The 15,657-nt window shown below is 64.2% G+C and carries 8 protein-coding genes and 1 tRNA gene; 3 read left to right on the top strand and 6 right to left on the bottom strand.

Features of this window, described 5'->3' with window-relative positions; translation table 11 throughout:
• Positions 1 to 34: 34 nt before the first annotated feature.
• Positions 35 to 2,707: a DNA polymerase I gene (gene polA, locus CXY71_RS19185; protein ID WP_104139326.1), complete on the bottom strand. Its 2,673-nt coding sequence runs from the start codon at positions 2,705 to 2,707 to the stop codon at positions 35 to 37.
• Positions 2,708 to 2,760: 53 nt separating this feature from the next.
• On the opposite strand from polA, the gene CXY71_RS19180 reads away from it, so the two are divergent.
• Positions 2,761 to 3,186 carry a hotdog fold thioesterase gene (locus CXY71_RS19180; protein ID WP_104139432.1) on the top strand — a complete coding sequence of 142 codons (426 nt, stop codon included), beginning with the start codon at positions 2,761 to 2,763 and terminating at the stop codon, positions 3,184 to 3,186.
• On the opposite strand, the gene CXY71_RS19175 is transcribed toward CXY71_RS19180, so the two are convergent.
• Together CXY71_RS19175 and CXY71_RS19170 are read right to left on the bottom strand one after the other, a co-directional pair.
• Entirely contained in the window at positions 3,183 to 6,794 is a 3,612-nt protein-coding gene (locus tag CXY71_RS19175) for a bifunctional RecB family nuclease/DEAD/DEAH box helicase (RefSeq protein ID WP_104139323.1), read from the bottom strand. The genes CXY71_RS19180 and CXY71_RS19175 overlap by 4 nt on opposite strands.
• Positions 6,795 to 6,928: 134 nt before the next feature.
• Positions 6,929 to 7,534: an ANTAR domain-containing response regulator gene (locus CXY71_RS19170; RefSeq protein WP_035879545.1), complete on the bottom strand. Its 606-nt coding sequence runs from the start codon at positions 7,532 to 7,534 to the stop codon at positions 6,929 to 6,931.
• A gap of 38 nt (positions 7,535 to 7,572) precedes the next feature.
• Between CXY71_RS19170 and CXY71_RS19165 the strand changes: the two genes are divergently transcribed.
• Positions 7,573 to 7,655, top strand: a tRNA-Leu gene (locus CXY71_RS19165).
• A 186-nt stretch (positions 7,656 to 7,841) separates the two neighbouring features.
• Positions 7,842 to 8,012 carry a hypothetical protein gene (locus tag CXY71_RS21300; RefSeq protein WP_158253163.1) on the top strand — a complete coding sequence of 57 codons (171 nt, stop codon included), beginning with the start codon at positions 7,842 to 7,844 and terminating at the stop codon, positions 8,010 to 8,012.
• A gap of 57 nt (positions 8,013 to 8,069) precedes the next feature.
• Here CXY71_RS21300 and pyk read toward each other — a convergent pair whose 3' ends face one another.
• The 3 genes from pyk to gltB form a co-directional block, all read right to left on the bottom strand.
• A complete protein-coding gene (gene pyk / locus CXY71_RS19160; protein ID WP_104139321.1) occupies positions 8,070 to 9,515 on the bottom strand; it encodes a pyruvate kinase in 1,446 nt (481 codons plus the stop codon).
• 66 nt (positions 9,516 to 9,581) lie between these two features.
• Positions 9,582 to 11,039, bottom strand: a complete 1,458-nt coding sequence (locus CXY71_RS19155) for a glutamate synthase subunit beta (RefSeq protein WP_104139318.1) — start codon at positions 11,037 to 11,039, stop codon at positions 9,582 to 9,584.
• The gene (gene gltB / locus CXY71_RS19150; RefSeq protein ID WP_104139316.1) at positions 11,032 to 15,609 is read right to left on the bottom strand and encodes a glutamate synthase large subunit; all 4,578 of its coding nucleotides are present in this window, start codon (positions 15,607 to 15,609) and stop codon (positions 11,032 to 11,034) included. Before gltB ends, CXY71_RS19155 begins: the two co-directional genes overlap by 8 nt.
• Positions 15,610 to 15,657 lie beyond the last annotated feature (48 nt).

The following is a 15,657-nucleotide window of genomic DNA, read 5'->3' as shown; positions in this document are numbered from 1 at the left end:
GCGCACCTCAGCCCTTCGATCGCGCTCGGTTGGACTAGTGCGCGGCGGCGTCCCAGTTGGCGCCGCGACCAACCTGTACTGTCAGCGGAACGAGAAGGTCGGCAGCGGACTCCATGTTGTGGGTGACGACCTGGCGCAGGGCATCCCATTCCCCCGGTACGACGTCGAAAATTAATTCGTCGTGCACCTGCAGCAGCATGCGGGACTCCATCGAGGCATCCAGCAGATCGGCGGCGATACCGTTCATGGCGATCTTCATGATGTCGGCCGCCGAGCCTTGGATAGGCGCGTTGAGGGCGGCCCGCTCGGCGTTGTCGCGCAGTACCCGTTTCGGGCTGGCCAAGTCGGGAAACGGCCGACGCCGACCGAAAATGGTCTGGGTGTAGCCGTCGACCTTGGCCTGCTCGACGACGTTTCGAAGGTAGTCGCGCACCGCGCCAAACCGCTCGAAGTAGTCGGTCATGAGTTGCTTGGCCTCTTTGGTATCGATGCGCAGCTGCTTTGACAGCCCAAAGGCGCTGAGGCCGTAGGCGAGCCCGTAGCTCATGGCCTTGACCTTGCTGCGCATCTCGCCCGACACGTCGGCCGGGTCGACTCCGAAGATGCGAGAACCGACGAAACGGTGCAGGTCTTCCCCGGCGTTGAACGCCTCGATCAGTCCGGCATCCTCGGAGAGGTGCGCCATGATGCGCATCTCGATCTGCGAGTAGTCGGCGGTGAGCAGGCTCTCACTGCCGGTGCCGGCTTGGAAGGCGGCCCGGATGCGCCGGCCTTCTTCGGTGCGCACTGGGATGTTCTGCAGGTTCGGGTCGTTCGAGGAGATGCGACCGGTGGTCGTGCCGATCTGCACGTAGGTGGTGTGGATGCGGCCGCTCGTGTCGATGGCCTTGTCGAGGGTTTCCACGATCTGGCGCAGCTTGGTGGCGTCGCGGTGCTGGAGTAGCAGATCGAGGAACGGATGCGGGTTGCTGGCTTGCAGGTCGGCAAGAGCACCGGCATCCGTTGAAAAACCGGTCTTGTTTGCGCGGGTCTTGGGCATCTCGAGCTGGGTGAACAACACATCCTGCAGCTGCTTGGGCGAACCGAGGTTCACCTCACGGCCGATCTCGGCGTAGGCAGCGGCGGCAAGGCTCGCCGTGCTGGTACCGAGCTCGGCGGAAAGCTCGGCGAGCTGCTCGTGCGAGACGCTGACACCGGCCAGTTCCATGTCGGCCAGGGCCAACAGGGTCGGCAGCTCGATCTCGAGCAGCAGTTTGAGCGAGCCGGGGTCGAGGGCTTTCTCGACGGCGGCGAACAGACGCAGGGTATACCAGGCCTGGGCGGGCGCTCCGGCCTGCTGCGTTTCGTCGGGTACGAGCTGGTTGGGGTCGGCGACGGCCAAGGTTTCGTCGAGATAGCGCGATACCAGGTCGGCCAGGGTTTTGTCGGGGCCGCCGGGGCGAATGAGCCAGGCGCCGACCAGGGTGTCGAAGGCCAGGCCGGCAAAGGGCAGCCCGCTGCGGCGCAGCGCCTTCACCTGGTGCTTGGCATCGTTCATGATCTTCGGGGCGTCGCCTGCGAGCCACGATTCGAACGGGGCGTAGTCCTTGCGACCGGCTTGCCAGGGCAGATTGATGGTTTCGTTCGGGCTGGCCAGCCCAAACCCGATCACTTTGCCGTCCTGCACCTCCACCGTGAGGCCGAGGCCCGCCGGGTTTGCGCTGCTCACCCGGTCAAGCCAGGACTGCAACTCTTCATCGAGCAGGTCCTGCGCAACAGGCGCCTGCAACGCGGGCACCTCCTCGATGACAGCAACGGATGCCTCAACCGTCGGATCTTCTCCGGCCAGCTTGAGCACTCGGTCGAGCAGGGTTTTGAATTCGAGGCGGGTGAAGATGTCGCGCACGGCGTCGGTGTCCATGGCGCCGCGCTCGAGCGCGGCGACCGCTACGGGCAGCTCCAGGTCAGTGACCAGGCGATTGAGCCGGCGGTTGCGAATCGCGTTCTCCTTCTGCTGGCGCAGGTTGTTGCCGACGACACCCTTGATCTCCTCGGCGTGTTCGAGGATGCCGTCGAGACTGCCATACAGGCCGAGCCACTTCACGGCGGTTTTCTCGCCAACCTTGCTGATGCCGATCAGGTTGTCGCTGGTTTCGCCGACCAGGGCGGCGACGTCGGGGTACTGCTCGGGTTCGATGCCGTAGCGTTCACGCACCCGGGCCGGGTCGTAGCGGGTGAGCGCTGACACGCCCTGGCTGGCCGGGTAGAGCAGGGTGACGGTCTCGTTGACTAGCTGGATCGCGTCGCGGTCGCCGGAAACGACGAGCACGTTGTAGCCCGCTGCGGTGCCCTCGACCGAGAGGGTCGCGAGAATGTCGTCGGCCTCGAAGTCTTCCTTGGTGATGGTCGTGATGTTCATCGCAGCGAGGGCTTCCTGCAGCAGCGGAATCTGGCCAAGGAATTCCGGCGGCGTCGCGTTGCGGGTGCCCTTGTACTCGGGGTATTCCCGGGTGCGAAAGGAAGCACGGGAGATATCGAAGGCGACCGCGAGGTGGGTCGGCTTCTCATTGCGCAGCAGGCTGAGCAGCATCGACAGAAAACCATGGATGGCGTTCGTATGCTGCCCGGCGTGGGTCTGAAAGCTATCCACTGGCAGGGCGAAGAACGCCCGGAATGCCAGGGAATGGCCGTCGATGATCATCAGGGTAGGCTTTTCGGAGTCCAACACTCCCCTAGCCTACAAGTGTCTTCCCGCGTGGGTTCCCCCGACCAAAGGTGATCATGTTCAATACGACTGACGATGCACTCGCCTGGGTTCAGCAGCGCGGTGGCGGAGACCTGGCCGACAAGATGGGGCTGGAGTTCATTGAGTTCACGATAGACCGCGCTGTGGCACGGATGCCCGTGGCCGGCAACACCCAGCCTGCCATGCTGATGCATGGCGGTGCCTACGTCGTGCTCGGCGAGACGCTCGGCTCGATGGCCGCGAACCTGCACGCCGGACCGGGGAAACTCGCCGTCGGCATTGAGATCAACGCCTCCCACAACCGCTCGGCAACGTCCGGCTATGTGACCGGAGTCTGCACGCCGATCCACCTGGGGCGCACGCTCACCACGCACGAGATCGTGGTCACCGACGACGCGGGGCGTCGCTGCTCGACGATTCGCATCACCAACATCATCAAGGACCTGCCGCCGCGAGCCTAGCTCTCCGCGCCGCCAGGCTTCTCCGCACCGCATGGCTTCTCCGCGGGGTCTGGCTTCTCTGCGCGATCTGGCTCCACCAGGCTGATGAACGCGCTGAGTTCGGCGACGCCGGCCGGTGTCACCGGCAGATAATCGGTCAACGCCGGCGAATAGACCAGGTAGGCGGCCCATTTCGCACGTGAGATGGCGACGTTCAGGCGGTTCTTCATGATCAGGAACGACAGGCCACGCGGTACGTCCTCGGCCGAACTGGTCGCGAGCGTGACGATCGCGACGGCGGCCTCCTGGCCCTGGAATTTGTCGACGGTGCCGACCCGCACGTCAGGGTAGCCTGCAGCGTCGAGGGAGTGCCGAACCAGGGCCAGCTGGGCGTTATACGGCGTGACGACGATCACGTCGGCTTCGGTCAGCGAGTCGTTCAGCCGGTCGGTGCTCGGGTCGGTCCAGAGCCGACCGAGGGTGGTCTGCACGAGGACGACCACGGCATCCGCTTCTTCGGGTGAGGAGATGGCGTTGCCGGTGTGGACGACCGGCACCGCGTGCAGCCCGGGCGCGACACCGGCGAGCGACCGGGTCGAGGTGACCGGGTTGGCGCGCAGCAGGCCGCCATAAGACAGCCGGGAGACAGGAGCGGCCACGGCCGGATGCATGCGGCGACTCTCGGCGAGAAAATAGCCCCGGTCGGCAGGCAGCACGTCGTGGCCGGCGGCGACCCAGCCAAGCGCCGACTGGTCGATCGGCTCGGGGTGGGTACCCTGGCTCACCTGTGGAAGCTGCTGCGGGTCGCCCAGCAGCAGCAGGTTCTGGGCGCCGACGCTTGCCGCGATCGTTGAGGCGAGCGAGAACTGCCCGGCTTCGTCAATGACGAGCAGGTCGAGGCTGTGGCGCGGCACACGGGCGGGATTGCTGAAGTCCCAGGCGGTGCCGCCGATCACGAATCCGGTGGCGGCATGGTCGAGCGCGAAGAGCAACTGGCCGTCCTTCGGTAGTACCGTGAAGGCGGCATCGACCGGGTCAACACCGGTCTTCACGACCTTGCCGACCAGAGCCAGATCGAGCCCAGCCGAGACGACGGCGCCGAGGAGATTCTCGACGACCGCATGGGATTGCGCGACGACACCGATCTTCCACCCGTGATGTTGTACGAGGGCGGTGATGACGTGAGCGCCGAGATAGGTTTTGCCGGTGCCGGGCGGCCCCTGGATCGCGAGGTAGGAGTGGTCGAGGTCAAGCAGCGTTACGGTGATGGCGTCGATCGTGGTGTCGTCGGTCGCGATGGCCGTCAGCTGCCCCGTGCGAGTACGCGGCGGGGTGCGGCGCAGAATGTCGACCATCGGGTCGCTCGGCCAGCCGGGCTGGGCGTCGACGATGGCAGCGGCCCACTGATCGATAGCGGGCTTCTGCTGCATCGGCCGGGGCGGTGCGGCCGGCGCGAGGGCGCTCGGCCGGTGATCATACCGAGCGACATCTTTGAGGAGCGTCTCTTCGACCAGGATGCCACCGTCGTCGCTGACCTCGAGCACTTTCACTGCGCGGTGGGTGCGGGCGCCCTCGGAAGTGTCCGGATTGGGGAATGGCCCCGGGTATTCGTAAAGCAAATAGGGCCCGGCCTGGTCGCCGGGTTTGATGCTGCTGCCCGGGGCAACTCGCCCGCGCAGCCACAGGTGTCGGCGGTCGACGCGTTGCTGGCCCTCCCTAAACCAGTCACGGTCTACGTTGACGTGTTCGACGACGAGCACGTCGCGGGTGTCCTGCCACTCGTCGATCGGATACTCGAGTCGAAAGTAGTGCCCCCACCAGAAACTCTTCTGCTCGCGGCGGTGATAGTCGATCGCGGCGGCGGCGAAGGCGGCCGCGGTCTGGTCGGCGGTGCGCGGGGTGTGGCTGGCCGGGGCCGCTAGGGCGAGCAGGGCGTCGCGCACCGGCGACGGCTCCACCGTGTCGGCATCCGCTTTGAGCGGCGTGCCGGCCGAGCGGATGCCGGCCCGGCGAGCCAGGGCGAGCAACCAGTCGCGCAGGCGCAGCGTTGACACGCAGTCATAGCGGTTGTAGTCGGCGATGGAGTCAAGCATGCGCTGCGCTTCAGCCCGATCTCCGTGTTCGTGCAGGTCGCGGACTGCAGCGTATTCGGTGATGGAATCGGCTGCGTTGGTGACCTCGCCACCCCGCAATTCGGTTCCCATGTAGAGCGGTTCGAGCTTCTTGATCGAATAGGAACGTGACCCTACACGCATCGTCTTACGCACCAGCGGATACAGGTCGACCAGCACATTCTCACGCAACAGCTGATCGATCTGGTCTTCGCCGACGCCATGGCGTGCGGCCAGGCTGAGCAGGTGAGTGCGCTCGTAGGCGGCGTAGTGGTAGACGTGCATGCCCGGAAACCGAGCTCGACGGTCGGCAAGGTAGGCCAGAAAGTCGGTGAGCGCCACGCTCTCCTCGGTCCAGCTGTGGGCCCAGAAAGCACGAAAGGTTTCATCGGTGTCGACCAGGCCGAACAGGTAGTCGAGGCCCCACTGTGTGCTGGTGCTCTTGGTCACGTGACCTTCCGACGCGTCTCCCTCGGACGCGTCTCCCTCAGACGCGTCTCCTTCAGAGTAGAGCGGGTCGCCTTCGAAATCGAAGAAGATATCGCCGGGGTTCGGTTCGGGCAGCACCGCAAGTGCGCCCGCGTTGTACAGGTCAATCGGCGGGGCCGTGCCCACGACCGCCTGCAGCTGCAGCCGCGCCTGCGTACGCAAGGCGGTGAGCGTCGAGTCGGCTATTCCGTCGATACTGCCGGTCGATGCTGCGACGTCGTCAATGGTGCGGATATCACCAGCCGCCAGCCGGGCACGCTGTGAGAGCCGTAGCCCAGCAACCAGCAGCGGATCGCGATGCTCCTGCACCTCGGTCTCACAGCTGGCGCAACGCCCGCAGACGGTGTACCGCGGGTCTCCCCAGGCGACGGCTTCGGTGTCGGTGAGGCGCTCGGTGATGATCTGGATCAGGCGCTGCCGGCGTTTGCGATAGACCGGCCGAATGTCGGCGAGCCGGTGCACGCTCACCGAGCCGTCGCCGAGTAGCAACTCGACCGAGCAAGCCGTGGCAACTCCGATGCGCTCCAGTTGCTCCGCGTAGGCGGCGAGTTGGAGCAACGCGGTGACTCGGGCGTGCCGGGCGAGTTTGGTGTCCTGCAGCAGCCAGGCTTCGTCGCTCTGGCGCACGATAAAGTCGGCGAACCCGAGGAAGGCGATGTCTGCGGTGGGCGAGCCGAAGTCAGAGCCGCCAAAGTCGGAGTCAAACAACGTCGCCTGAAAAATAACTTCGGCGCCCGCGGTGAAGGCCAGCCGCGTGTCGTCGGCTGCTGCCACGAGGACGGCGCGGGACATCCTCTCCGGCCGGGAGTTCTCGACGACGGAATGACTCTGCCGGTAGCGTTCGAGTACCCGGTGTTCGTGCTCGTCGCCGAGCCGGGACGTGCGTTCGAGCATGGCGTCGACCGGGTCGGACACGCTATCGATGCGACCGAGCTTCGCGTCGATGCGGCGCAAGAAGGCAAACTCGCACACGGAAGCCGCGCTCAGGTCACTCGCGCTTGTCACCACGCTTCCGTCCAGTAAAAACATGCGTCCGCCCTTGCTCTTTTTTCGAGCGTATCGGACACCACCGACATACGATCCGAAAGGCCGCCGGCGGTCCCCTGGCCGCAAATGGAACGGCCCGGCAGAATCTGCCGGGCCGTTCCATTTGATGAGTCCTGTTATTTCTTCGCGCTGAGCTGCTCGATGATGGCCTGCGACACGTCGTGCATGGTGAGGCGACGATCCATCGAGGCTTTCTGAATCCAGCGGAAGGCTTCTGGCTCGGTCAGGCCCATCTTCTCGTTGAGCAGGCCCTTGGCCCGGTCGACGAGCTTACGCGTCTCGAACCGTTCGACCAGGTCGGCGACCTCGGCCTCAAGGGTGATGATCTGGCTGTAGCGCGAGAGGGCAATCTCGATGGCCGGCAGCAGGTCGTTGGGGGTGAAAGGCTTGACGACGTAAGCGAGGGCGCCGGCTTCGGTGGCGCGCTCGACCAGTTCCTTCTGGCTGAACGCGGTCAGCAGAACAACCGGGGCGATGTGCTCCTTGGAGAGGCGTTCAGCCGCGCTGATGCCGTCAAGCTGGGGCATCTTGACGTCCATGATGACCAGGTCGGGGCGAAGCTCCCGTGCCAAGGCGACCGCAGTTTCTCCGTCACCGGCTTCGCCGACGACTTCAAAGCCGTTGTCGCGCAGAATCTCGACGATGTCGAGGCGGATGAGGGATTCATCCTCAGCAACGACAACGCGTCGCGGAGGGGTGGGGGTGCTGTCTTGGTCGGTCACGTGCAAAAGCCTACGGTATTCTGATCGAGTAGTTGTAAGCCGGTGTGGCGGAATGGCAGACGCGGAGCACTCAAAATGCTTTGTTCGCAAGGACGTGTGGGTTCGAGTCCCACCACCGGTACTTATTTCAACAGAGAAAACCCCTGGTCAAACGGGGGTTTTTTCATGTTCACAGCCACTTCGATAACTGGTATGCCACGAATCTATGCCGCCGGGCGCCCGAATCACGGCAATTTATCGGCACCCTCAGGGGTTTGTGACGCGCGCCAGATTGTGCTGATCCGCCGGCATCTGTCAGGCTGCCGCGATGATGAACAATATTACCCTTTGGGGCTATCTCGCGTTACTGATCTATCCAGCGCTCATCGCGCTGGGGTTTTGGATGGCTTATTTCGTTATTCGAAATGCAATCCGTTCGGGGCTGAGACAGCACCAGGAATGGCTGGACACGCGGGAACAACGTCCACCCGTTTCCTGAACCGCACGCGTAAAAGCCCCGCCAGGAACGATCCGGGCGGGGCTTTTACGTCAGGTGCTACTTCTTGACGTACGCCGGTGCGACCTCGTTGTGGGCGTCGCCCACGCGGTGCACGCGAATGTCGTTCGTCGAGCCGACGATTCCGGGAGGAGAACCGGAGATGACGACGACCTTGTCACCGACTTCAGCGAGGCCCTGCCCGATGAGAATGTCATCGACCTGACCGAACATCGCGTCGGTGTGGGTCACCGGCTCCACCAGATAGGTCTGGATACCCCAGGTGAGGGCCAGACGACGACGAATGCCAGCCTCCGGAGTGAACGCCAGCATCGGAATTTTGGACCGCAGCCGCGACATGCGCCGAGCAGAGTCCCCGGACTCGGTGAAGATACAGAGGAACTTCGCGTCGACGAATTCGGCGACCTCGATGGCGGCCAGGGTGATGGCACCGCCCTGGGTGCGCGGCTTATTGGTCAGCTTGCCGATGCGCTCGAGCCCATGTACTTCGGTGGATTCCACGATGCGGGCCATGGTCTGCACCGTGACGACGGGGTATTCCCCGACGCTGGTCTCACCGCTGAGCATGACGGCATCGGCACCGTCGAGCACGGCGTTGGCGACGTCGCTGGTCTCGGCGCGGGTGGGTACCGGGCTCAGAATCATGGATTCGAGCATCTGCGTGGCCACGATGACCGGTTTGGCCATGCGGCGGGCGATCTCAACGGCCTGCTTCTGCACGATCGGCACGGCTTCGAGCGGAAGTTCAACACCGAGGTCGCCACGGGCAACCATGATCGCGTCAAAGGCATCGACGATCTCTTCGAGGTTGTCGACGGCCTGCGGCTTCTCGATCTTCGCGATCACCGGAACGCGTCGCCCTTCTTCGGCCATGATCTCGTGCACGCGGGTGATGTCATCGGCGCTGCGCACGAAGGACAGCGCGATGAGGTCGGCTCCGAGACGCAGGCCCCAGCGCAGGTCGGCTTCGTCCTTCTCCGACAGGGCCGGCACGTTGACGGCCACGCCGGGCAGGTTGATGCCCTTGTTGTTGGAGACGGGGCCGGCGACGATGACCTTGGTCGTGACGACGACGCCATCCGTTTCAACGACCTGCACCTTGACCTTGCCATCGTCGATGAGCAGAAAATCGCCGGGGTGCACGTCGTGCGGCAGACCTTTGAAGGTCGTACCGGAAAGCTCCTTGGTGCCGAGCACATCGTCGGTGGTGATCTTGAAGATGTCGCCAACGGCGAGGTCGTACGGGCCACCCTCGAACTTGCCGAGACGAATCTTCGGGCCTTGCAGGTCGACCATGACGGCGACGGCACGACCGGAATCGTTGGCGGCCTTGCGCACGTTGGCGTAGACACTTTCGTGCACCTGATAGTTGCCGTGGCTCAGGTTCATGCGACAGACGTCAACCCCCGCATCAATGAGCGCCCTGATCTGCTCGTAGCTGGCCGCTGCCGGCCCAAGGGTGGCAACGATTTTTGCACGTCTCATACTGGTGAATCTCCGATTTCCGCGCCCGGTGGGCGCAATAACAGCGTAGTGCGGAAGAATTAGGGGCTAGAGGGCGAAGGACCTGTCCGTGGGCTTCACGGGAGACGGTAGTTGCGTCGTTCCTTCGAGGAACGAGTCGACGGCGGCTGCAGCGGCTCGGCCTTCGGCGATGGCCCAGACGATCAAGGACTGGCCGCGACCGGCGTCGCCGGCCACGAAGACACCCTCGTGGCTGGTCTGGTATTGGGCGTCGCGTTCGACGTTGCCGCGATTGTCGAACGGGAGCTTCAGCTGGTGGCGGAGTACGTCCGATTCCGGGCCGGTAAAGCCCATCGCGAGCAGCACGAGGTCAGCTGGAATCTCCTTCTCGGTGCCAGCCTTGGGAACGCGACGTCCATCGAGGTATTCGGTTTCGGCGATGCGAATGGCACGCACCTCACCCAAATCGTTGGCCAGAAACTCCACCGTCGACGCGAGGTACTGGCGGGTACCGCCCTCTTCGTGCGCGCTCGACACCTCGAACAGGGTCGGCGACATCGGCCAGGGCTGGCTGTCCGGGCGGGTCGTGCCCGGCTGCTTGCCAATGGCAAGGTTGGTGACGGATGCTGCCAGCTGGCGGTGCGCAGTGCCGATGCAATCGGCTCCGGTGTCACCGCCGCCGAGTACAACAACGTGTTTGCCCTCGGCAGTGATCTGGGCTTCGAGGCTTCCGCCGGCGCCGATCTTGTTCTGCTGCACGAGGTATTCCATAGCGAAATGCACGCCGGGCAGGTCGCGCCCGGGAATCGGCAGGTCACGGGGAATCATGGCACCGGTCGCCACCACAACGGCGTCATACCGGGCGCGCAGGTCGTCCCAGGTGATGTCCACACCGATGTTGACGTTGGCGCGGAATCGGGTCCCCTCCGCCGTCATCTGCGCGAGGCGCAGTTCGAGGTGCTTCTTTTCCATCTTGAAGTCGGGAATGCCGTAGCGCAGCAGACCACCGATTCGATCGTCGCGTTCGAACACGGCGACCGTGTGGCCAGCGCGGGTCAGCTGCTGGGCCGCGGCGAGACCGGCCGGGCCGGAGCCGACGACGGCGACGGTCTTGCCGGTCAGGCGTCCGGGCGGTTGCGGCTGCACCCAGCCTTTAGCGAAGGCCTGGTCAATGATCGACACCTCGACCTGCTTGATGGTGACGGCGGGCTGGTTGATGCCCAGCACACATGACGATTCACAGGGCGCCGGGCAGAGCCGTCCGGTGAATTCGGGAAAGTTGTTGGTCGAGTGCAGGCGTTCGATGGCTGCTCGGCCCTCGTCGCGCCAGACCAGGTCGTTCCATTCGGGAATGAGGTTGCCGAGCGGGCAGCCCTGGTGGCAGAACGGCACGCCGCAGTCCATGCAGCGACCGGCTTGCCGTTTGAGCACGGCACTGTCACCCTGCTCGTAGACCTCTTTCCAGTCCATCAAGCGGATGGCCACGGGCCGCCTCGCGGGAAGCTCACGTTCCGTGTCCTGTAGGAATCCCTTCGGATCAGCCATTGGTTACCTCCAGAATTCGATTCCAGACGACGAGACCGTCGGGATCGAGTCCCTCATCGACGGCAGTCTGCCTGGTCTCCAGCACGGCCGCGTAGTCGCGCGGCAGCACCTTGACAAAAGCGTTCATGGTTTCTTCCAGGTTCTCCAGCATGCGCTGAGCGAGTGCCGAGTCGGTCTGGTTCCGGTGTTGCTCGAGCAGGTCGCGAACGGTCTCGCGGTCCACGCCGTCGAGAGCGAGCAGGCGCAGCTCCCCCGAGGTCAGCGCATCACGGTTGACCCGTTCGGCGGTGAGGCCGTAGACATAGGCGGTTCCGCCACTCATGCCGGCACCGAGGTTGCGCCCGGTCTCGCCGAGAATAAGAGCGAGCCCGCCGGTCATGTACTCGAGTGCGTGGTCACCCACACCCTCGACGACTGCGATGGCACCGGAGTTGCGCACCAGGAACCGTTCGCCGACGATGCCACGAATGAACATGCTGCCCTGGGTGGCACCGTAGCCAATGACGTTGCCGGCGATGACGTTGTCTTCGGCCGGGAACTGACTGGTCCGGTGGGGGCGTACAACGATCTGTCCGCCCGACAAGCCCTTGCCGACGTAGTCGTTGGATTCGCCCTCGAGCCGCAGGGTGATTCCACTCGGCAGGAAGGCCCCGAAGGACTGGCCGGCCGAACCGGTCAACCTGACCTCGATCGACCCGGCAGGCAGGCCGTTTTCGCCGTGCCGCAGGGTGACCTCGTAGCCGAGCATGGTGCCAACGGCGCGTTCGGTATTGCGAACCGGCAGATCGATCTGCACTGTGCCGCCGTGTTCGAGCACGCTCCGGCTGCGACGAATGAGTTCGTTGTCGAAGTGCTTCTCGAGTTCGTGTTCCTGAGCCCTGGCCCACTTGCGTGGTTCGCTCTCGGAGAAGTCCGGTCCGCTCAGAATGGGTGAGAGGTCAAGCCCCTGCGCTTTCCAATGGGTGAGCGCACGGTTCACATTCAAGACTTCACGGTGTCCGATGGCCTCGTCGAGGCTGCGGAAACCGAGTCCGGCGAGATACTCGCGCACCTCCTGGGCGATGAACTCGAAGAAGTTCACGACGTGGTCGGCCTGACCGCTGAAGCGCCCCCGCAGTTCCGGGTTCTGGGTGGCGACCCCGACCGGGCAAGTGTCGAGATGGCAGACGCGCATCATGATGCATCCGGTGACCACGAGCGGAGCTGAGGCGAAACCGAATTCTTCGGCGCCGAGCAGGGCACCGATCAAAACGTCGCGCCCGGTTTTCAGCTGTCCGTCAACCTGTACGACCACGCGGTCGCGCATGCCGTTGAGCATGAGCGTTTGCTGCGTCTCGGCAAGGCCAAGTTCCCACGGCGTGCCGGCGTGCTTGAGCGAGTTGACCGGGCTGGCGCCCGTTCCGCCGTCGTGTCCGCTGATCAAAATCACGTCGGAGAGCGCCTTGGCGACCCCCGCCGCGACGGCGCCGATACCGGATTGGCTGACCAGTTTGGTGTGGATGCGCGCCTTCGGGTTAGCCCGCTTCAGATCGAAAATGAGCTGCTTGAGGTCCTCGATGGAATAGATGTCGTGGTGCGGCGGCGGCGAGATAAGGCCGACGCCGGCCGTTGCGTTCCGGGTACGGGCGATCCACGGGTACACCTTGGTGGGCGGCAGCTGGCCACCCTCACCGGGTTTGGCTCCTTGAGCGAGCTTGATTTGAATATCATCGGCGTGCGTCAGGTACATGCTGGTCACGCCAAACCGCCCGGAGGCTACCTGCTTGACGGCACTGCGCCGGGACGGGTCCAGCAAACGGTCGAGGTCCTCGCCGCCCTCACCGGTGTTCGACTTGCCGCCGAGCCGGTTCATCGCGATGGCGAGGGTTTCATGTGCCTCCTGCGAGATTGAGCCATAGCTCATCGCTCCGGTCGAGAATCGCTTCACGATCTGCGAAACGGATTCGACCTCGTCGAGCGGCACGGGGGTGCGCTGGCCGGCGCTGAGCGTGAACATACCGCGCAGCGTCATCAGCGATTCGGCCTGGTCGTCGACCATTTTCGTGTACTCGCGAAAAATATCGTAACGGCGGGTGCGGGTCGCGTGCTGCAACCGAAAGATGGTCTCCGGGTTGAACAAGTGTGGGGCACCATCCCGGCGCCATTGGTATTCCCCGCCGGTCGCGAGCCGCTCGTGTGCGGTCACCGCGGCATCCATGGGGTAAGCCGATGCGTGCCGCGCCAGGTTTTCGACGCCGATCACGTCGATGCCGACGCCGCCGAGCTTGCTCGTGGTGCCGGTGAAGTATTGGTCCACGAAGGACTGCGCCAGGCCGACGGCCTCGAAGGTCTGCGCGCCGGCGTAGGACGACACGGTAGAAATGCCCATCTTGGACATGATTTTGAGCACACCCTTGCCGAGAGCCTTGATCACGTTCCGCACAGCCTTTTCGGGCGTGACGTTGGTGATGATGCCGCTGCGCACAAGGTCTTCGCAGGTTTCCATAGCGAGGTAGGGGTTGACGGCAGAGGCGCCGTAGCCCATGAGCAGAGCCACGTGGTGCACCTCGCGCACATCGCCGGCCTCGACCACGATGCCGACCTTCATGCGATTTTCGGTGCGGATCAAGTGGTGGTGCACTGCGGCGATCATGAGCAGCGACGGGATCGGGGCGAGGTCCTTGTTGGAATCGCGGTCGCTCAGCACGATGAACAGCGCGCCGGCTTCGATCGCTTCGTCAACCTCGACGCAGATCGCGGCGAGTCGATTGGCCAGGGCGTCGGGGCCCTCTTCGAAGCGGTACAGGCCGCGGACGGTTGTGGTGGTGCGGCTTCCGACGGCGGGGTCGATGTGCTGGATCTTTGCCAGTTCGTCGTTGTCGATGACCGGGAAATCCAAAATGACCTGGCGAGCATGCTCAGGACCCGCCGAGAGCAGGTTGCGTTCCGGGCCTAGACCGAGCTTAAGGCTCGTGACGACTTCTTCGCGAATCGAGTCGAGCGGCGGGTTGGTGACCTGCGCGAATTGTTGGGTGAAGTAGTCGAATATGAGACGTGAGCGGTCGCTCAGCACCGCGATGGGGGTGTCGCTGCCCATGGCGCCGAGTGGTTCTGCTCCGGTGCGTGCCATTGGGGTGAGCAGAATGCGCACCTCTTCTTCGGTATAGCCAAAGGTGCGCTGACGACGCACAACGGATGCCGGCGGGTGCACGATATGTTCCCGCTCCGGAAGGTCCTTGAGGTTGATGCGCCCCTTCTGCAGCCAGTCGCCCCAGGGTTCGCTGGCCGACAGTTCGGCTTTGATCTCCCGGTCGTCAATGATGCGGCCGGCCACGGTATCGACCAGGAACATCTGGCCGGGGCGCAGGCGGCCCTTGCGCACAACCCGTGCCGGATCGATTCCGAGCACGCCGATCTCACTTGCAAGCACGACGAGGCCGTCGTCGGTGATGAGGTAGCGACCGGGACGCAGGCCGTTGCGGTCAAGGGTGGCACCGACGAGAGAACCGTCGGTGAAGACGATCGCAGCCGGTCCGTCCCACGGTTCCATGAGCATGGAGTGGTATTCGTAGAAGTCACGACGTTCGTCATCGAGATCGGTCTGGTTCTCCCAAGCCTCGGGCACCATCATCATGATGGCGTGCGGCAGGGATCGACCCGACAGGCTGAGCAGTTCAACGACCTCATCGAAGGAGGCCGAGTCGCTCGCGCCGGGCGTGACGATCGGCAGCAGGGGGGCGAGGTCACCGAGCAGCTCGGACTCGAGCTGGGACTGGCGGGCTCGCATCCAGTTGCGGTTTCCCTGCACCGTGTTGATCTCGCCGTTGTGGGCGATCATGCGGAACGGCTGGGCGAGCGGCCAGGACGGAAAAGTGTTGGTGGAGTAACGCGAGTGCACGAGGGCGAGAGTCGACACGAATCGGTCGTCCGACAGGTCGGGGTAGAACGGTTCGAGCTGCAGGGTGGTGACCATGCCCTTGTAGACAAGGGTGCGGCAGGACAGCGAGACGAAATAGATCTCAAGCTCACGCTCCGCGCGCTTGCGCAGCCGAAAGGTCTGCCGGTCGAGTGCGATGTCGGCGAGCAGGTCGCCGGATTCGGTCGTTCGCACGCTCTGCACGAACAGCTGTTGGATAGCCGGCATGTTCGCACGCGCCTGGTTGCCGAGATCTTCCGGGTGCACCGGAACCTCACGCCAGCCGAGGATGGTCAGGCTTTCCTCGTCGGCGATCAGACTGATGGCCCGCTTGATGGCCGTGCGCGCGGTCGGGTCGGTCGGCAGAAAGACGTTACCGACGGCGTACTGCCCAACGGGCGGAAGCGCGAAATCCGTCACGGCGCGCAGGAATGCGTCGGGTATCTGGGTAATGATGCCGGCACCGTCACCGGTTCCGGCGTCGGAACCGACCGCTCCGCGGTGTTCAAGATTGCGTAGCGCGTCGAGGGCTTGGGTAATAATGTCATGCCCGGCGGTGCCCCGCAAGGTCGCCACCATGGCAAGGCCGCACGCATCACGTTCGGCGGCTGGGTCGTACAAACCGGCCGCTTCGGGCATGCTACTGAAGCGGGAATAGAGAGGTTTCTGCGGCATTGAGACCGTCCTCACGAAATAACTGGCAGTAAGGGACGACGCTGGCCC

Origin of the sequence: Cryobacterium sp. Y62, from assembly GCF_002929785.1 — a bacterium.
Taxonomy (GTDB): Bacteria; Actinomycetota; Actinomycetes; order Actinomycetales; family Microbacteriaceae; genus Cryobacterium.
This window is presented reverse-complemented; position numbering and strand designations above follow the sequence as displayed.

Bases quoted from the DNA above. Each gene is read 5' to 3' on its own strand.
- CXY71_RS19180 (WP_104139432.1), top strand. From the start codon at position 2,761: ATGTTCAATACGACTGACGATGCACTCGCCTGGGTTCAGCAGCGCGGT.
- CXY71_RS19175 (WP_104139323.1), bottom strand. From the start codon at position 6,794: ATGTTTTTACTGGACGGAAGCGTGGTGACAAGCGCGAGTGACCTGAGC.
- CXY71_RS21300 (WP_158253163.1), top strand. From the start codon at position 7,842: ATGATGAACAATATTACCCTTTGGGGCTATCTCGCGTTACTGATCTAT.
- pyk (WP_104139321.1), bottom strand. From the start codon at position 9,515: ATGAGACGTGCAAAAATCGTTGCCACCCTTGGGCCGGCAGCGGCCAGC.
- CXY71_RS19155 (WP_104139318.1), bottom strand. From the start codon at position 11,039: ATGGCTGATCCGAAGGGATTCCTACAGGACACGGAACGTGAGCTTCCC.
- gltB (WP_104139316.1), bottom strand. From the start codon at position 15,609: ATGCCGCAGAAACCTCTCTATTCCCGCTTCAGTAGCATGCCCGAAGCG.